The 17,736-nt window shown below is 71.1% G+C and carries 14 protein-coding genes; 7 read left to right on the top strand and 7 right to left on the bottom strand.

The annotated features are described in order from the left end of the window. Nucleotides 1-79: 79 nt before the first annotated feature. From V1227_RS02350 to V1227_RS02340, 3 genes are all read right to left on the bottom strand, one after another. Nucleotides 80-1,066, bottom strand: a complete 987-nt coding sequence (locus V1227_RS02350; protein ID WP_240011486.1) for a LacI family DNA-binding transcriptional regulator — start codon at nt 1,064-1,066, stop codon at nt 80-82. Nucleotides 1,067-1,174: 108 nt separating this feature from the next. After that, entirely contained in the window at nt 1,175-2,614 is a 1,440-nt protein-coding gene (locus tag V1227_RS02345; protein WP_329790774.1) for a family 43 glycosylhydrolase, read from the bottom strand. Next, on the bottom strand, nt 2,611-5,082 hold the full coding sequence (locus V1227_RS02340; RefSeq protein WP_329790773.1) for an alpha-L-arabinofuranosidase C-terminal domain-containing protein: 2,472 nt from the start codon (nt 5,080-5,082) through the stop codon (nt 2,611-2,613). The genes V1227_RS02345 and V1227_RS02340 overlap by 4 nt, the downstream gene beginning before the upstream one ends. Nucleotides 5,083-5,239: 157 nt before the next feature. On the opposite strand from V1227_RS02340, the gene V1227_RS02335 reads away from it, so the two are divergent. From V1227_RS02335 to V1227_RS02305, 7 genes are all read left to right on the top strand, one after another. Then, on the top strand, nt 5,240-6,220 hold the full coding sequence (locus tag V1227_RS02335; RefSeq protein ID WP_442916514.1) for an ABC transporter substrate-binding protein: 981 nt from the start codon (nt 5,240-5,242) through the stop codon (nt 6,218-6,220). A gap of 83 nt (nt 6,221-6,303) precedes the next feature. Continuing rightward, nucleotides 6,304-7,842, top strand: coding sequence for a sugar ABC transporter ATP-binding protein (locus V1227_RS02330; protein WP_329790768.1), 1,539 nt, complete (start codon nt 6,304-6,306; stop codon nt 7,840-7,842). Then, nucleotides 7,839-7,976 (top strand): hypothetical protein, encoded by a 138-nt coding sequence (locus tag V1227_RS02325; RefSeq protein WP_236223091.1) that lies wholly within the window; start codon nt 7,839-7,841, stop codon nt 7,974-7,976. The genes V1227_RS02330 and V1227_RS02325 overlap by 4 nt, the downstream gene beginning before the upstream one ends. Next, nucleotides 7,973-8,956, top strand: coding sequence for an ABC transporter permease (locus tag V1227_RS02320; protein ID WP_329790765.1), 984 nt, complete (start codon nt 7,973-7,975; stop codon nt 8,954-8,956). Before V1227_RS02325 ends, V1227_RS02320 begins: the two co-directional genes overlap by 4 nt. Then, entirely contained in the window at nt 8,953-9,915 is a 963-nt protein-coding gene (gene yjfF, locus V1227_RS02315) for a galactofuranose ABC transporter, permease protein YjfF (RefSeq protein ID WP_236223095.1), read from the top strand. Before V1227_RS02320 ends, yjfF begins: the two co-directional genes overlap by 4 nt. Next, on the top strand, nt 9,912-10,736 hold the full coding sequence (locus tag V1227_RS02310) for an expansin EXLX1 family cellulose-binding protein (protein ID WP_329790763.1): 825 nt from the start codon (nt 9,912-9,914) through the stop codon (nt 10,734-10,736). The genes yjfF and V1227_RS02310 overlap by 4 nt, the downstream gene beginning before the upstream one ends. A gap of 29 nt (nt 10,737-10,765) precedes the next feature. Continuing rightward, nucleotides 10,766-11,191, top strand: coding sequence for a nitroreductase family deazaflavin-dependent oxidoreductase (locus V1227_RS02305; RefSeq protein ID WP_329790761.1), 426 nt, complete (start codon nt 10,766-10,768; stop codon nt 11,189-11,191). Between the two features lie 3 nt (nt 11,192-11,194). Here the strand turns inward: V1227_RS02305 and V1227_RS02300 are convergent, their stop codons facing one another. Genes V1227_RS02300 through V1227_RS02285 form a run of 4 tightly spaced genes read right to left on the bottom strand, consistent with a single transcriptional unit; the run spans nt 11,195 to nt 17,708 of the window. Then, a complete protein-coding gene (locus tag V1227_RS02300) occupies nt 11,195-12,238 on the bottom strand; it encodes an SGNH/GDSL hydrolase family protein (protein ID WP_329790759.1) in 1,044 nt (347 codons plus the stop codon). A 33-nt stretch (nt 12,239-12,271) separates the two neighbouring features. Next, nucleotides 12,272-13,714 carry a glycoside hydrolase family 43 protein gene (locus V1227_RS02295; protein WP_329790758.1) on the bottom strand — a complete coding sequence of 481 codons (1,443 nt, stop codon included), beginning with the start codon at nt 13,712-13,714 and terminating at the stop codon, nt 12,272-12,274. Then, nucleotides 13,711-15,678: a beta-galactosidase gene (locus V1227_RS02290; protein WP_329790756.1), complete on the bottom strand. Its 1,968-nt coding sequence runs from the start codon at nt 15,676-15,678 to the stop codon at nt 13,711-13,713. Before V1227_RS02290 ends, V1227_RS02295 begins: the two co-directional genes overlap by 4 nt. Beyond that, nucleotides 15,675-17,708, bottom strand: a complete 2,034-nt coding sequence (locus V1227_RS02285) for a glycoside hydrolase family 31 protein (protein ID WP_329790754.1) — start codon at nt 17,706-17,708, stop codon at nt 15,675-15,677. The genes V1227_RS02290 and V1227_RS02285 overlap by 4 nt, the downstream gene beginning before the upstream one ends. Nucleotides 17,709-17,736: the final 28 nt, after the last annotated feature.

Genomic DNA, 17,736 nt, shown 5'->3' with positions numbered 1-17,736 from the left:
ACGTCACGGCGTTCCACCACACCGCCGCCCCACCGACGTCCGGGCGGGAGCGGCTCCACTCCCAGGGCCTGCCCGTGGGCTACTTGGGCGGCGGCGCCACGCTCTCCCGCGACACCAGCATCGGCGCGATCGTCCGCTGCGGCCGCGTCGTCTCCCCGTCGCTCACCTGCTCCAGCAACAGCCCGAGCGTCTCCCGCGCCACCGCGGCGAAGTCCGGGCGGACGGTGGTGAGCGGCGGGATGAAGTACGCCGCCTCGGGCACGTCGTCGAAGCCCACGACGCTCACCTCGCGCGGGACGCTCCTGCCCCGTTCGCTCATCGCGCGCAGCACGCCGAGGGCGAGGTGGTCGTTCGAGCAGAAGACGGCGGTGACCTCGGGCATGCGGGCCAGCATCTGGCCGGCGCGGTAGCCCGAGGCGGCGCTCCAGTCCGCCGCCACCACCGGGGGGACCTCGGCGCTCGCCGTGTCGAGGGCCTGGCGCCAGCCCTCGACCCTGCCCGCCGCGTCGAACCAGTCGGCGGGGCCGGAGACGTGCCAGACCGTCTCGTGGCCCGCCTTGAGCAGGTGCATGGTCGCCTCGAAGGCCCCCCTGGCCTGGTCGACGGTGACCAGCGGCGTCGGGCGGTCCGGGTCGCCGTCGACGGTCACGAGCGGGACGCCCGCCGGGACGTCGGCCAGGGCGTCGGCGGCCGAGGAGTTCGGGGCGATCACGACGATGCCGGCCACGCGCTGGTCGCGGTGGCGTTCGACGGCCGCGGCGATCGAGTCGCGGTCGAGCACCTTCACCCTGCCGACGCTGACGGCGAAGCCGGCCTGGCCCGCCGCCTCCTCGAAGGCGGACAGCAGCGAGGCCGGGCCGTACAGCGTCGAGTTCTGCGCCACCACGCCGATGAGCTGCGTTTTGCCGGTGACGAGGGCGCGGGCGGCGCGGTTGGGCCGGTAGTCCAGCTCCTTGATGGCCGCCTGCACCCTCAGCCGGGTCTGCTCGCGCACGTTGGGGTGGTTGTTGAGCACACGCGAGACCGTCTGGTGCGACACCCCGGCGAGTCGTGCGACATCGGTCATCGCGGGGTCACGCGAGGTCTTCTCCACTGGCGGTCTCCGATCCTTGATCTGCGCCGGTGATGTTAGCGATAACACCAGGTCGGCTTCGATGCAGTGCTCATTGTCCACTCATTCGAGCCGGAATGTGGCACGTCGGCGCGCGTCGCGGTCAGCGCCTGGTCTGGACAACACCAGGCGGCCGTTGTCGTGGGCCAGGTACGTGTCCGTGCCGGCACGCAGCGACACCGCGCTCCTGTCCGAAAGGCCGGGCAGGCGGACGAAACTCGCCGCGCGGCCGTACGCGTCGGTGTCCTCGAACGGGTCGATCGTGATCGTGTCCGAGCTCGCCCGCACGTACCGGTCCGGGAAGTTCACCGACTGCAACGCGACCGTGCCGGCGCCGAGGAACCCCGGTACGAACCGGAACTGGCTGTCGGCGACGTCGCGGACGTTGCCGTCGACCCGCAGCCGGTACTCGTAGTGCCGCACCACCAGTGCGGGTGCGTCCGAAGGCGACAACCGCACGATCGGGCCACCGCGGCCGACCGGGACGCCGAACGACGGCGTGCCGTCGGCGTTCCAGTGCAGCCGCTGCACGCGGGTGTGCCGGTTCGGGTCGAACAGCGGGTCACCGGTGATGTCGCGGTAGTCGCGCGCGTGGTAGACGAGCACATCGGTCGACCCCACCGTGGTGAACGAGTTGTGCCCCGGCCCGTACTGCGAGGTCGCCGTGTTCGTCGTGAACACCGGGTTCGGCGACTTCGTCCACGAGCGCGCGTCGAGCAGGTTCGCGTTCTCGTCGGCGGTCAGCAGGCCCATGCAGTAGCGGGCGTCGGTGGCGCTCGCGGAGAACGTCACGAACACGCGGCCGTTGCGGATCAGCACCGCGGGCCCCTCGTTCACCTTGAAGCCCTGGACCTCCCACGGCAGCGTGGGCGTCGCGATCCGCACCGGCGCCGTCTTCAGGGCCAGCGGCGAGGCCATCTCGGCGATGTAGAGGTTCGAGTTGGTGGCGATGCCGGGTTCGCTCTGCGCCCACAGGAAGTAGCGCCTGCCGCGGTGGGCGAACGTGGTCGCGTCGAGCGTGAACGTGTCCCACGCCGTCACCATCTGCCCGCGCAGCACCCAGCCGCTCTCGCGCGGGTCGGCGTTCGCGGACTCCAGCACGTAGGTGCGGATGCGGAACGGCTCGTCCTTGTCCCCGGCGGCGAAGTAGACGTACCACTTGCCGTCGATGCGGTGCAGCTCCGGCGCCCAGATGTAGCCGCCCATCGTCCCGGACGCCGGGCGGCGCCAGATCGTGCGTTCCCGGGCGGACGACAGACCGTCCAGAGTGGACGCACCGCGGATGACGACCCGGTCGTACTCGGGCACGGACCCGGTCAGGTAGTACATGCCGTCGGTCGGCGGCGTGATGAACGGGTCGGCGCGCTGCTCGACGAGCGGGTTGCGGGTGGTCAGTTCCACCTCGGGCTCGGCGGCGGCGGAGGTGGCCGGCGCGGCCGAGGCGAGCGCTCCGGTCGCGGCGAGGACGCCGCCCGTGCGCAGCAGGGATCGTCGGTTGATCACGAGCGGCTCCTGATCCGGAGGAACGTGACGGAGTTCGGCGGGAAGGTGTGCGTGAAGCTGCTCGCGACCCTGACCTGCTCGTGGCGGGCCCGGATCGGCTGGGCGAACTCGGTGTTCACGTCGTCGGGGCGACCCTGCAGCACCGTCGCCCGCGCGGTGGAGGACACCGGCACGCCGAGGTCGACGCGGGTGCGGGCCGCGTTGTCCTGGGCGTTGACGACCTTGACGATCAGCTCGCCGGTGGCGAGGTCGCGGGTGACGACCTGGCGGAACGGCTCGGCCACCTTGTCGTCGGTGAACTCGCCCCACTTCTGGCCGTCGAGGTACAGCGCGACGTGGCGCCCGCGGACCTCGACGCGCACGTCGTAGGTGCGCCCGGTGTCGATGCGGGTGCCGTTGGAGACCAGCACGCTCTTCCCGCCGCCGACCGCCTTCTCCACCGCGGACTGGGTGTTGTTCCAGCCGCCGAGGTTCCACCAGTAGTAGTTGCCGGTGTCCTTCACGCCGAACGCCACGAGGAAGCCCTCACGGCCGGATTGCTTGGTGGCCTTCACGTTCAGCGTGTAGTCCCGCCACGTCCTGTCCCCCGCCGTGACGAGCGTGTCCTCGGCGGCGGCGTCGGACTGGACGTAGGCGCCGTTCACGACGTTCCACGCGCCCCGGCCGGACTTGGTCCACCGGGCGTCGCCCGCGGAGAAGTCGTCGCTGAACAACGACTTCCCGGCGGCGTCGGTGACGTTCACGTCGTCGTAGGTCGCGGCCGTCGCCCACGTCGACAGCCCGATGGCGCCCGTGATCGGTTCCCTGGTGGACGGCGTGGCCGACGCGGTGCTCGGCACGACGTGGTCACCGACGTTGGTCATGAACAGCTTCTGCATCTCGTAGCTCGCCGAGCCCCACGACGCGTGGTTGTTGAACCAGATCATGTCCGGTCGCCACTGGACGTAGTCCTCGTTGGCCAGCAACGGCGCGTAGGAGGCGAGCTTCACGACGTCGGCGTTGCGCTCGAGCCCGGTCATGAACGACGCCTCGCTCAGCGCGTTGAAGAACGTGTTGTCCAGCGAGGCGTACTCACCGAGGAACACCTTGGGACCGTTGCGGTCATAGGAGTCGTAGCGGTTGTTGTTCTCCAGGAACCAGCTCGGGCTGTTGTAGTAGTGCTCGTCGACCATCTTCACGCCGGCCTGCCTGTTGAGCTGCCACAGGCGGTCGAAGGTGCCGCCGGTGTCGTCCGGGCCGGAGTTGCTGACGACGGTGATGTCCGGGTACCTCGCGTTGATCGCCTTGCGGAACTCGGTGAACCGCGCGAAGAACTCGTCGGGCAGGTTCTCCTCGTTGCCCACGCCGAGGTGGGTGAGCCCGAACGGCTCGGGGTGCCCCATCTCGGCGCGCTTGCGGCCCCACGTCGAGTCGGCTGGACCGTTCGCGAACTCGATGAGGTCGAGCGTGTCCTGGACGTGCCGCTGCAGCAGCGCGGGGTCGTCGGTGGCGCGGTTCTGCCCGCAGCCGGTGACCAGGGCGGGGACGACGGGCAGCGGCATGGCGCCGATGTCCTCGGCGAACTGGAAGTACTCGTAGTAGCCGAGCCCGTAGGACTGGTTGTAGCCCCAGAAGTTCCAGTTGGTCGCGCGCTGCTCGACCGGGCCGATCGTGTCCTTCCACTGGAAGGAACGGCGGCGCTCGTAGTTCGGCGCCTCGTAGCCGTAGTGGCTGCCGGTGTTGACGATGCAGCCACCGGGGAACCGGACGAAGCCGGGCTTCAGCGCGGCGATCTTCTCGGCGAGGTCGCGGCGCAGGCCGTGGCCCTTGAAGGTGTCCTGCGGCATCAGCGAGACCATGTCGAGGCGCAGGGTGCCGGTGCCGCCACCGGTCACCAGCAGCCGGCCGGTCGTCGAGGAGGTCTTCGCGCGGACGGTGCCGGTGTAGCGGGTCCAGCCGTCGCCGCGGACGTCGATCTCCACGGGGTCGCCGAGCGGTGTGCCGGCGGGGTCGGTGATCGCGGCGGTGAGCGGGGTGCTCGCCTGGTCGGTGCGCGCCCAGACCGAGAAGTCGTAGCGCTGGCCGCTCCGCACGGCGATCCCGCTGTTGTAGCCGGAGTTGATGACGCCCGCGGGCAGGCCGAGCTTCAGGTAGCGCCGGTTGCGCTCGTTGAGCCGGCCGCTGTCGTCGACGACGACGAGCGTGCCGCTGTGCGGGGCCCACGAGGTGAGTCCGGTGTAGCCCGCGTTGTCCGCCGGGTCGTATTCGAACGAGCGGTTCTGCACCAGCTCGGCGTACAGGCCACCGTCCGCGGCGCGGTTGATGTCTTCGAAGAAAACACCGTACATCGTGTCGTCGATCGGCGCGCCCTTCTTCGTGGAGTCGACCTTCAGCGTGTAATCGGTGTCGGCGGCTGTTCCCGAGCCGGGAACGGCTACCAGGAGACTGGCTGCGAGAGCGGCGCTCAGCAGGACGTGCTTGCGGGGCACGGGATTTCCTCCCTCAGTCGGAAGTGAGCGTTAACATAGGGCTGCGAACTCGTTACGGGCAAGGCCTTGACGCAGAAGTTGTGAACGTTCACTCTTGTCCACCTGACAACCGCGGACACGCGGTGGAGCTCCGCGACACCGTCGTCACACCGGAGGAATCCCAGTGCTGAAGAAGATCACGACCGTCGCCAGCGTGGTCCTGCTGAGCGCGCTCACCGCGTGCGGCTCGGGAGGTGGTGGTGGGGGTACCGCTCCGTCCAGCGGCGGCGGCACCATCACGATGGGCTTCGCCCAGGTGGGCGCCGAAAGCGGATGGCGCACCGCCAACACCAAGTCGATCCAGGACGAGGCCAAGGCCGCGGGCATCGACCTCAAGTTCTCCGACGCGCAGCAGAAGCAGGAGAACCAGATCAAGGCGATCCGGTCCTACATCCAGCAGAAGGTGTCCGTGATCGCCTTCAGCCCGGTCGTCGAGACCGGCTGGGACACGGTGCTGCTGGAAGCCAAGCGCGCCAACATCCCGGTGATCCTCACCGACCGCTCGATCGATTCGGACGACACGTCGCTCTACAAGACGTTCCTCGGTTCGGACTTCGTGGAGGAGGGCCGCAGGGCGGGCGACTGGCTCGTCGCCAACACGTCCGGCCCCACGACCGTGGTGGAGTTGCAGGGCACGACCGGCGCCGCGCCGGCCAACGACCGCAAGAAGGGCTTCGAGGAGAAGATCGCCGCCAAGCCCGACATCAAGGTCGTGGCCTCGCAGACCGGTGACTTCACGCGCTCCGGTGGCAAGCAGGTCATGGAGGCGTTCCTGAAGTCCCAGCCGAAGATCGACGTGGTGTACGCGCACAACGACGACATGGGCCTGGGCGCGATCGAGGCCATCAAGGCCGCGGGCAAGGTGCCCGGCAAGGACATCAAGATCATCACCGTGGACGCGGTGAAGGACGGCATGACGGCGCTCGCCAACGGCGAGATCAACTTCATCGTCGAGTGCAACCCGTTGCTGGGCAAGCAGCTGATGGACCTCGCGAAGAAGGTCGTCGCCGGTGAGGACGTGCCGGCGCGGGTCGTGACCGAGGAGGGCACGTTCACCCAGGAGCAGGCGAAGGCCGCCCTGCCCCAGCGCCAGTACTGAGTTCACCCCGCAGCCCCGCGAGGCCCGTCACCCGGCGCATCCGGTGACGGGCCCCGCGGCCCACCCCACGAAGGCCAGAGCCCATGACCGAGTCACCGCCACCTGTCGTGCAGATGCGGGGCATCAGTCTCGCGTTTCCCGGCGTGAAGGCGTTGCAGGACGTCGACTTCCGGCTGTTCCCCGGCGAAGTGCACGCTCTCATGGGCGAGAACGGCGCCGGGAAGTCCACTCTCATCAAGACCCTGACCGGCGTGCACCGCCCCGACAGCGGGCAGGTCTCGCTCGCGGGTGCCGACGTGGCGTTCTCCTCCCCCGGCGAAGCGCAGCAGGCCGGGATCAGCACGGTGTACCAGGAGGTCAACCTCTGCGCGAACCTCACGGTCGCGGAGAACATCCTCCTGGGCCGTGAGCCCCGGCGGTTCGGCGGCGTCGACTTCCCCGCCATGCGCAAGCGCGCCGCGGAGGTGCTGGCGCGCATCGGCGTGCACATCGACCCGGCGTCGAGCCTCGGCGAGCACCCGATCGCCGTGCAGCAGCTGGTCGCGATCGCCCGCGCCATCGCGGTCGACTGCCGCGTGCTCGTGCTCGACGAACCGACGTCCAGCCTGGACGCCGGTGAGGTCGCCGAGCTGTTCCGGATCATGCGCGTGCTGCGCGACGAGGGCGTCGCGATCCTGTTCGTGTCGCACTTCCTCGACCAGGTCTACGAGATCTCCGACCGGATGACGGTGCTGCGCAACGGAACCCTCGTCGGGGAGCACCTCACCGCGGAGGTCGACCGGCGGACGCTCATCGCGCAGATGATCGGCCGCGACCTCGGCGCGCTGGAGGCGATCGAGGACGCGGCGGAGAAGCGCACGACCGGTGGTCCGGTGCTGGTGCAGGCAGCCGGTCTCGGCAGGAAGGGCGCGATCGAGCCGTTCGACCTCGACATCCGCGCGGGCGAGGTCGTCGGCCTGGCCGGTCTGCTCGGCTCCGGCCGCACCGAACTGGCCCGGCTGCTCTTCGGCGCCGACCGCGCCGACTCGGGCAGGCTGCTCGTGGACGGCGCGCCGCTGCGCCTGCGCGGACCGCGATCGGCGATCGCGGCCGGCATCGCGTTCAGCTCCGAGGACCGCAAGGGCGAAGGGCTGGTCGCGGACCTGTCGATCCGCGACAACCTGGTGCTCGCGATGCAGGCGGCGAGGGGTTGGACCCGGCCGCTGTCGCGCAGGACGAAGGACCAGCTGGTCGAGAAGTACCTGAAGGCGCTGGACATCCGTCCCGCGAACCCGGACGCGCTGGTGCGCACCCTGTCGGGCGGCAACCAGCAGAAGGTCCTGCTGGCGCGCTGGCTCGTCACCGAACCGCGGCTGCTGATCCTCGACGAACCGACGCGCGGCATCGACATCGGCGCCAAGGCGCAGATCCAGCAGCTCGTCACGAACCTGGCCGCCGAGGGCACCGCGGTGCTGTTCATCTCGGCGGAGCTGGAGGAGGTCGTGCGCATCGCGGACCGGATCGTGGTGCTGCGGGACCGGCGCAAGATCGCGGAGCTGGACGGGTCGGTGACCGGGGTCGACGAGGTCGTCGAGCTGATCGCGGGCGGAGCCGCGCCGGAACCCGAGAAGGTGGTGTCGTGAGCACGCCGAGCGAGGCCACCGGGCAGCACGCCGGAGAGACCGCCGCCCACGAGAACCGAGGCGCCTTCCACCGCGCCGTCACCCGCCCTCACGCCCACCGCGGCGAACCCGTTCCCGAGAAGGTGGTGTCGTGAAGAACCGGCTCATCTGGCCGCTGGTCGCACTCGCGGCCCTGCTCCTGCTCAACCTCGTCGTGACGCCGTCGTTCTTCGCGTTGCGCATCCAGGACGGCGCCCTGTACGGCGGTCTGGTCGACGTGCTGAAGAACGGCGCGCCGACCCTGCTGATCGCGCTCGGCATGACGCTGGTGATCGCGACGCGGGGCATCGACCTGTCCGTCGGCGCGGTCGCGGCCATCGCGGGCGCGGTCACGTGTGTCCACATCGGAACGTCCGACAGCGCCGGCACGGCGTTCGCCGGCATGGCGATGGCGCTGGTGCTCTGCGCCCTGCTGGGGCTGTGGAACGGGTTCCTGGTGGCGGGGATGGGCATCCAGCCGATCATCGCGACCCTGGTGCTCATGACGGCGGGTCGCGGCATCGCGATGCTCGTGACCGAGGGGCAGATCGTCACGGTCAACAACTCCGCCTACAAGCAGGTCGGCGCCGGGTTCGTGGTGCTGCCGGTCGCGATCCTGATCAGCCTGCTCGTGCTCGGCCTGGTGGCGTTCGTGACCCGCCGGACCGCGCTGGGCATGCTGATCGAGTCGGTCGGCGTGAACCCCGAGGCGTCGCGGCTGGCCGGGGTGCGGTCCCGCACGATCATCTGGACCGTCTACGTCTTCGCCGCGGTGTGCGCGGGCATCGCCGGGCTGATGATCAGCTCGAACGTCAGCGCGGCCGACGCCAACAACGCCGGGTTGTGGATCGAGATGGACGCGATCCTCGCGGTCGTCATCGGCGGCACCTCGCTCGCGGGCGGCCGGTACTCGCTCACCGGGACGCTGCTCGGCGCGCTGATCATCCAGACCCTCACCACGACCGTCTACACGATCGGCGTCGCCCCCGAGGTGACGCTGGTGTTCAAGGCGATCGTCGTCATCGCGGTGTGCCTGGTCCAGGCGCCGAAGGCCCGTGCCGCACTGAGCTTCCGGAAGGTGGCCGTCCCATCATGACCGCTCTCGCGCAACGGGTGCCGTCGCGGTTCCTGCCGGTGCTCGCGACCGTCGTCCTCTTCGTGCTCGCGTTCGGCGTCGGGTCGGCGCGCTACGACGGGTTCGCGTCGGGCCAGGTCGTCGCGAACCTGTTCATCGACAACGCCTTCCTGATCGTGCTCGCGGCCGGCATGACGTTCGTGATCCTCAGCGGCGGCATCGACCTGTCCGTCGGGTCGGTCGTCGCGCTGTCCACGATGGTCACGGCGTCGGGTCTGCAGGCGGGGTGGCCGGTGCCGCTCGTCATCGTCGCCGTGCTGCTGATCGGCTCGACGCTGGGCCTGCTGATGGGGCTGGTGATCCACAAGTTCGACATCCAGCCGTTCATCGTCACGCTCGCCGGCATGTTCCTCGCCCGCGGGTTGTGCTTCCTGATCAGCGTCGAGTCGGTGTCCATCAAGGACAAGACCTTCCGCACCGTGGCCACGGCCGCCATCGAGCTGCCCGGCGGCGTCACGATCACCTACAACGTCGTGATCGCGCTGCTGGTCGTCGCCGCCGCGATGTACGTGCTGCACCGCACGCGGTTCGGCCGCACGGTCTACGCGGTCGGCGGCAACGAGTCGTCCGCGCTGCTGATGGGGCTGCCGACCACCCGCGTCAAGGTGGGCGTCTACGTCATCAGCGGTCTCTGCTCGTCGCTGGCGGGTCTGCTGTTCAGCCTCTACATGCTGTCCGGCTACGGCCTGCACGCGGTCGGCATGGAGCTCGACGCCATCGCGGCCGTCGTCATCGGCGGCACGCTGCTGGCGGGCGGGGTCGGCTACGTGCTCGGCGGACTGGCCGGGGTGCTGGTGCTCGGCACGATCCAGACGCTGATCTCGTTCCAGGGCACGCTCAGCTCGTGGTGGACGAAGATCGTGATCGGCGTGCTGCTGCTGGTGTTCATCGCGGTGCAACGGACTATGGTTCGGCGGTGAGACGTACTCGCCCACTGCTGTTCGTCCTGGCCGCGGTGCTGGTGGCGGTCGTCGGCGTGGTGGTGCCGCGAGATCCGGAGGGCGTCGCGGGCACGCCGGTGGCCGGTTCGGCCGCCGCCGTCCCCGCGACCACCCCACCACCCCCGAGCACCACGGCGGCGGCACCGGCGACGACCACCACCAGCCGGGCGACGACGACACTGGCCGGGAAGATCAAACCGGACGAGCCCCGCCAGGGCGTGGCGACGTTCTACGACTCCGACGGCGGCGGGGCGTGCTCCTACGACCCCGGCCCCGACCCGCTGACCGCCGCGATGAACGTGGCGGACTACGAGAACTCCGCCGCGTGCGGTGCGCACCTCCTCGTCCAGGCGACCGGCGGCAAGAGCATCACCGTGCGGGTCACCAACCTCTGCCCGGCGCCGTGCCGCCCGGGTCAGCTCGACCTGAGCGCCGAGGCGTTCGCGATGCTCGCCCCGCCGGTGCGGGGTGAGATCCCGGTGACCTGGACCCTCGTCAGCCCGGAGACGTCCAAGACCCTCTCCCTGCGCTACAAGTCCGGGTCGAGCCAGTACTGGTGCGGCATCCAGGTCCTCGACCACCGCAACCCGGTGGCACGGCTGGAGGTGCTGGCCGGCGGTCAGTGGCGGCCACTGCCCCGTGCCGAGTACAACTACTTCCTCTCCGAGAACGGCGCCGGCTGCGGCGGGCCCGTCGCGGTCACCGACCTGCACGGCGAACGCCTGGTCGTGGACGCGCTGCCGGTCCGGCCCGGCGCCGTTCAGGCCACGAAGGCGCAGTTCCGCCGCGCCGGGGAATGAGACCGGCGCGGATTTCGTTGTTCGCGGACATGGCAGACGTGGAACTCAGCCCGACCGAGTGGGTGCAGGACCAGACCAAGCAGATCCTCGAGACCGGCACCACCGAGGGTGTCGAGGTCCTCGGCAGGCCGATCGTGCTCCTGACCGTGCGTGGCGCCAAGAGCGGCAAGCTCCGCTACACGCCGGTCATGCGCGTGGAGCACGACGGCAGCTACGCGGTCGTGGCGTCCAAGGGCGGCGCTCCCGAGCACCCGACCTGGTACCACAACATCAAGGCCCACCCGGAGATCGTCCTGCAGGACGGCACCGAGGTGAAGGAGTACACCGCCCGCGAGGTCGACGGTGCCGAGCGCGCCGAGTGGTGGGAACGGGCCGTCGCGGCCTTCCCCAACTACGCGGAGTACCAGGAGAACACCGACCGGACGATCCCGCTGTTCGTGCTCGACCCGAAGTAACCGTCACCAGCGCAGGGGAAGCGCGGCGAGGTACTCGCCGAGCTTCCCCGCGATCAGCCGGTGGTCGCGCGCCGAGAAGTGCCAGTCGCAGCCCAGCCGGTCGAGCGCCGGGTCGGCGTAGTTCCAGAGCCGCACGCGCTGGTCACCGCTCTCCCGCACGACCTCCCGGGCGGCGTCGGCGAACGTGCCGGTGGCCTCGGGAACGCTCACCACGATCGTGGTCGCGGTGCCGTACCTGGTCCGCAGCTTGGCGAGGAAGCCCTGGTAGGCCGCTTTCCAGTCGGCCACCAGGGTGTCCGGCGTCCACGGCTCGCCGGGGTTGAGCGGGGTGGAGAAGTCGTTGGTGCCGAGGCCCACGACGACCACCTGCGGCCTCCACGACGCGGGCTTGCGCCACACGTCGCCTTCGACGTTCAGCAACGCCCGGTCGTAGTAGGTGCGGTAGCTGGTCCCGGCGGAGTGGCCGTTGTAGTTGCGCACCACGCCGAGGCCCGAGAAGGCGTTGCCCTGGTAGTCGGCGTTCAGCGCGCGGGCGGTGAGCGCGCCGAAGCTCAGGTCGGTGTTGGTGTTGCGGGTGACGCCGCCGTTCGCGGAGCAGTCGCGGGTGGTCGAGAGGTTGCCGTAGCCCGCGGTCAGGGAGTCGCCGACGAACTCGATCTGCCGGGTGCGCGGAGCCGGTTTCGCGAGCACCGCCCCGTCCGCCACGAACCCGCCGAACCGCCCCGCGGCCCAGGGGCTCTCGGTCCGCTTGACCAAGCGGACGCGGTGCACGCCGTCGGGCAGACCGCGGACCCAGTGCGTGGTGCGGCCCGGTGTCACGAGCGACGCCACGGTCCTGCCGTCGACCTGCACGTCGTAGTCGTTCACCGAGTCGTCGAGGACGACCCCGACGCTCGTGCCGCGGAACCTCCCCTCGAAGTAGACGCCGGGCCACGTGTACTGGCCCGCCGCGGTGACGCGGCCCGCGGTGTGCGCCTGCGTGAGGACCCACGCGGTCGCCGGCGTCGCCGGCACCACCAGGGCCGCCACCACGACAAGAACTGCCACTGTCCTGCGTGATCCGTTCATGAACCCTCGCGATCAGTTGAGCGGCCGGTAGTCGAACCAGTCGAAGCGGACGGTGCCCTCGGCCGCGTACAGGCCGATGACGCGTCCGGTGAAACCACCCGCCACCTCGGTCGACAGGTACTTGCCGTCGAGCGCGGCCAGGACGGTGAGGTCCGGGTCCTCAATGCCGAATGACAACGTGTCGGGACCGGACCGCGCGTCCCGCGGCGTGCGGTCCTCGTCCACCCGCACCACCAGCACGACCGGACCACCGGGCGCGGGCCGGGACGCGACGACGGTGCTCAGCGGGCCGATCCGGGCGAGCACCCTGATCTCGCCGGACGCGACCTCGATCTCGTAGTGGTGCTCCTCGTCCAGCCGGACCGCGAGGCCGCCGCGGCCGTCCGCGGGATCCACCAGCGTGCGGACGAGGCAGGACAGGTGCTGCTGGCGCCGTCCGGCGAACACGACCGCGGGATCGTCCATTCCGGACCCGCGGGCGCGCAGCGTGAGCCAGCCGGGGCGTTCCCGCGCCGTGCACCACCTCTCGTCGCGGTCGCGCAGGGAGATCCACGACGGCCGCAGCGCGCCGGAGTCGAAGTCGTCCCGGTCGGGTTCCGCGGAGGCGGGGCCGGGCACGAGCTCCCCGACGACGGGCCAGCCGCCGGCGAAGGTGACGGGCGCCAGGAAGGTCTCCCGGCCGAGGACGTGCCAGCCGGGGGTGCCGCCACCGGGCCGCACGCCGAGCAGCACCATCCACCACGACCCGTCCGGCGCCTGCACGAGGTCCGCGTGGCCGGTGTTCTGCACGGGGTCGTCGACGCCGCGGCGGGACAGGACCGGGTTGGCGGGACAGGGTTCGAACGGGCCGGTGGGCGACTGCGCGCGGGCGACGGAGACGGCGTGGCCGCGTTCGGTGCCGCCCTCCGCGATCAGCAGGTACCAGTGGTCGCCGATCCGGTGCAGGTGCGGCGCTTCCGGGGCCTTGGCGCCGGGCGTGCCGGACCACAGCGGCCGGCGCCTGCCGAACGTCTCACCGGTGGTGGGGTCGATCCGGTACTGCCCCACGCCCGCGACCGTGCACCAGCAGTTCCCGTCGTCGTCCCAGGCGAGGTCCGGGTCGATGCCCTCCACGCCGGGCAGCCGGACCGGGTCCGACCACGGCCCCGCCGGGTCGGTGGCGGTGAACACCACGTTGCCGCCGCCGTCGCTCACGTTCGTGACGATCAGCCAGAACCGGCCGTCGTGGTGGCGCAGCGTCGGCGCGCAGATCCCCGCCGACGACGAGGCGGAGGTGAGGACCAGCTGGCTCGGGCGCTCCAGCGCGTTGCCGATCTGCTCCCAGTGCCGCAGGTCCGTGCTGTGGAAGACCGGGATGCCGGGGAAGTACTCGAAGCTGGAGCACGCCAGGTAGTAGTCGTCCCCGACGCGGCACACGCTCGGGTCGGGGTGCATCCCCGGGATCACCGGCTTCACGGCTGCCGTCCTTCCCGCACCACGACGCACCCCCCGGCCGGCAGTGCGTCCACCCTCCTCCTGGTGAGCAGGTCGAGGGCGGGCCTGGGCAGCGACACGGGCTCGGCGCGGTGGTTGAGCAGGAAGTGCCAGCGGTGCCGTTCACCGGTGCGGGTGACGGCCTCGACGCCGGGAGGCAGTCCCGGCAGCACCGGGCGGACCCCGGCGACGTCCAGCAGCTCGCCGACCAGTGCCGCGTAGTCCACGGCGTCGAGGCGGGTGGACAGGTACCAGGCGGTGCGCCTCCTGGTCAGCGCGGGAGATCCGTCGAGCACGCCGTGCGTGTACGAGGCGACCGCCACGGCGCCCTCCAGCCGGATCGACTCGCTCCAGGCGGTGCCGTGCGAGCCGTCGGACAACGTGATCCGCTCGTCGCGGCCCAACGGCCGGTGCTCCTCGACCCGGATGCCGAGCGCCTCCCGCAGGGGTGCGGCCGGGTAGCCGCCGAGCCGGGCGTGCAGGCGGCTGTCGACGACCCCGCCGAAGTGCTGCACCAGCACCGTCCCGCCCTTCGCGGCGAACCGGCGCAGGTTCTCCGCGCCTTCGTCGGACAGCAGGTACAGCGCCGGGGCCAGCACCAGCCGGTAGTGGCTCAGGTCGGCCTCCGGGTGCGCGAAGTCGGCCACCACGCCCGCGTCCCACAGCGCCCGGTGAGCGCGGCGCAGTGCCGGGTGGTAGTCCAGTTCGGACGAGGGCAGGCCGTCGGAGTTCAACGCCCACCAGGCGTCCGAGTCGTGCAGCACGGCCGCCGAGGCCGTCACGACCGACCCCGCCACCTCGGCCAGCCGGGCGAGGGCCGCACCGGTCTCCTTGACCTCGCGGAAGATCCGGCTGTCCGGTCCGGCGTGCGGGACCATCGCCGAGTGCCACTGCTCCGCACCGGCCCGCGACTGGCGCCACTGGAAGAACAGCGCCCCCTCCGAGCCGCGCGCGACGTGGCCGAGCGAGTGCCGCAGCACCTCCCCCGGTTCCTTGGCCAGCACCCGGTCACCGGCGTGGACCGTGCTGGTCCCCTGTTCCATCAGCAGCCACGGCCTGCCCCCGGCGAACGACCGCGCGCGGTCCGCGGCGAACGCGACGTCGGCGGCGGCGTCGAGACCGGGCGCGTCCGGGTAGTGGTCGACGGCCACCACGTCGACCTCGCGGCCGAGCGCCCACAGGTCGACGTTCTGGTAGCCCGGCAGCATCAGGTTCGTCGTCACCGGCCGGTCGCTGGCCGCGCGGATCGCGTCCCGCTGCTCCCGGTACGCGGCGATCACCTCGTCGGAGAAGAACCGGCTGAAGTCCAGCGACTGACCGGGGTTGCGGTGCCACTGGGTCGCGCGCGGTGGCAGGACCTGCTCCCAGTCGGTGTAGCGCTGGCTCCAGAACGCCGTCCCCCACGCCTCGTTCAGCGCGTCGAGCGAACCGTGCCGCGCCCGCAGCCACACCCGGAACGCGGCGGCGGTGTGCGAGCACCAGCACAACGTCGCGTACTCGTTGTGCACGTGCCACAACGCCACCGCCGGGTGGTCGCCGTAGCGTTCCGCGAGCGCCGAGGCGACGGTGCGGGCGGCGGCGCGGTAGGCGGGCGCGGTGAGGCAGTAGGTGTCGCGGCTGCCGTGCACGAGCCGGACGCCGTCCGGGGTGGTCGGCAGGGCGTCGGGGTGCGCGAGGGTGAACCACGGCGGCGGCGAGGCGGTCGGGGTGGCGAGGTCGACCGCGACGCCGTTGGCGTGCAACCGGTCCAGGTGCGCGTCGAGCCAGGCGAAGTCGTAACGCCCCTCCTCGGGTTCGAGCAACGCCCACGAGAAGACGCCGACCGTGGCCAGGTTGACCCCGGCCTCGCGCATCAGCGCGTCGTCCTCCTTCCACACCTCCTCGCCCCACTGCTCAGGGTTGTAGTCGCCCCCGAACGCCAGGCCTCCCAGCCGTCGCGTGATCACGACTCGTCCCGCACGGGCAGCCGGGCGCCGTCGCGCAGGAACAACGGGATCCGCTCGACCGGTGCCGCGGCCACCACCGCCTGCCCGCCGGCGTGCTCCTCACCGGTCCACGCGTCGGTCCACCGCGCACCGGCGGGCAGCCACACCTCCCGGTGTGCGGCGCCCGCCTCGGTCACCGGGGCGACGAGCAGGTCGGGACCGAGCAGGAAGGCGTCCTCGACCCGCCACGCCTCCGCGTCGCCGGGGAACTCGAGGAACACCGGGCGCATCGGCGGGAGACCGGTCCGCGAGACCACCCGCATCTGCTCCATCACGTAGGGGCGCAAGCGTTCGCGCAGGCGCAGGTGCGCGGCGAGGATCTCGTAGGCCTCCTCGCCGTAGGACCAGACCTCGTTGGGCAGACCGCTCATGCCGGGCTCCAGCACCTGCTCGGCGCCGCGGAACCCGTGCAGCCGGAACAGCGGGCAGAACGTGCCGTACTGGAACCACCGCACGAGCACCTCGCGGTAGGCGGGATCGCCGGGGTCGCCGCCGTGGAACCCGCCGATGTCCGTGGTCCACCACGGGATGCCGGACAGCATCACGTTGAGCCCGGCCTTGATCTGCGTGCGCAGCGTGGCGAAGTCGGTGCCGATGTCACCGGACCACAGTGCCGCGCCGTACCGCTGCGCGCCCGCCCACGACGAGCGGTTGAGCGAGATGACCTCGGTCTCCCCCGCCGCCCGGAGTCCGTCGTGGACGGTGCGGGCGTTCTCGCGCGGGTAGAGGTTGCCGACCTCCAGGCCGGGACCGGCGTGGTAGCGCAGGTTGTACTGGTTGCCGGGCTTGATCTCGGGTTCCCCCGCGTCCAGCCAGAACACCTTCACGCCGAGGTCGTGGTAGCCGCGCCGGAGGCGTTCCCAGACGTAGTCGCGCGCCTCGGGGTTCGTGGCGTCGTAGAACGCGACCTGGGCGGAGTAGGCGCCGAGTCCCTTGTCCGGCCAGTCGGCGTGCGCCATCGGGCCGAACTCGGTGCCGATCAGCAGGCCCTGGTTGAGCATCGGGTGGTAGTTCTCGCTGGCGGGGCTCACCGACGGCCAGACCGACACCATCAGCTTGACGCCCATCTCGTCCAGCTCGCGGACCATCGCGGCGGGATCGGGCCACTCGGCGGGGTCGAACCGCCAGTCGCCGAGGTGCGTCCAGTGGAAGAAGTCGCAGACGATCACGGACAGCGGCAGGCCGCGCCGCCGGTACTCGCGGGCGACCTCCAGCAGCTCGTCCTGGGTGCGGTAGCGCAGCTTGCACTGCCAGAAACCGGAGGCCCATTCGGGAAGCTCCGGCGAGTGCCCCGTCACGGCGGCGTAGCGGCGCAGCACGTCGGCCGGTGGGCCGGCGGTGATCCAGTAGTCGATCTGACGGGCGCTGTCGGCCACCCAGCGCGTGCCGGTCTCGGCCAGTTCCACGCGGCCGATCGCGGGTGAGTTCCACAGCAGCCCGTAGCCGCGGTCGGAGATCAGCAACGGGATGGAGACCTCGGCGTTGCGCTGCACGAGGTCGATGACCGCGCCCTTCTGGTCCAGCAAGCCGTGGGTGTGCTGACCCAGGCCGAAGAGCTTCTCGCCCCGGTAGGCGCGGAAGCGCTGTTCGAGCCGGTGGTGGCCGTTGCCGGTGGCGGTGGCCAGCCGCGGTCCCGGCCACCAGAAGTGCGCGGGTTCCTCGGCCAGCAGCTCGGTGCCGTCCTCGGTCCTGCCGAACGTCAGCCGTCCCGCCGACGGCCACAGCTCGGGCGTGAGCGCGCCTTCGGTCCCCGCGTCGATCCGCACGGTCAGCGCGCCGCTCACGAGCGTCGCGTGGTGCTCGGACACCTTGACGCGCACCTCGCCGGGCGGCGGGGTGGCGAGCAACGCGCCGGGGAGGTCGTCGAGCAACGGCCCGGCGGGGGTCGCCCGGACGCGGACGGCGTCGGGACCCCAGGCCTCGACGCGGAGGGTCTCGCCCTTGGCACGCCACTCGAGCGCCGTGCCGAGGTCTCGGAAGTACGGGGACATGCGGAACTCCTCGCGTGGCGTGGGTGAG

Origin of the sequence: Lentzea sp. DG1S-22, from assembly GCF_036321065.1 — a bacterium.
Lineage (GTDB): Bacteria > Actinomycetota > Actinomycetes > Mycobacteriales > Pseudonocardiaceae > Lentzea > Lentzea jiangxiensis.
Note: the sequence above shows the minus strand (reverse complement) of the source record. Positions and strands in the feature narration are given on the sequence as shown.

Coding starts and splice junctions, on each gene's coding strand:
- yjfF (WP_236223095.1), top strand. CDS start 8,953: ATGACCGCTCTCGCGCAACGGGTGCCGTCGCGGTTCCTGCCGGTGCTC.
- V1227_RS02305 (WP_329790761.1), top strand. CDS start 10,766: ATGGCAGACGTGGAACTCAGCCCGACCGAGTGGGTGCAGGACCAGACC.
- V1227_RS02330 (WP_329790768.1), top strand. CDS start 6,304: ATGACCGAGTCACCGCCACCTGTCGTGCAGATGCGGGGCATCAGTCTC.
- V1227_RS02285 (WP_329790754.1), bottom strand. CDS start 17,708: ATGTCCCCGTACTTCCGAGACCTCGGCACGGCGCTCGAGTGGCGTGCC.
- V1227_RS02350 (WP_240011486.1), bottom strand. CDS start 1,066: ATGACCGATGTCGCACGACTCGCCGGGGTGTCGCACCAGACGGTCTCG.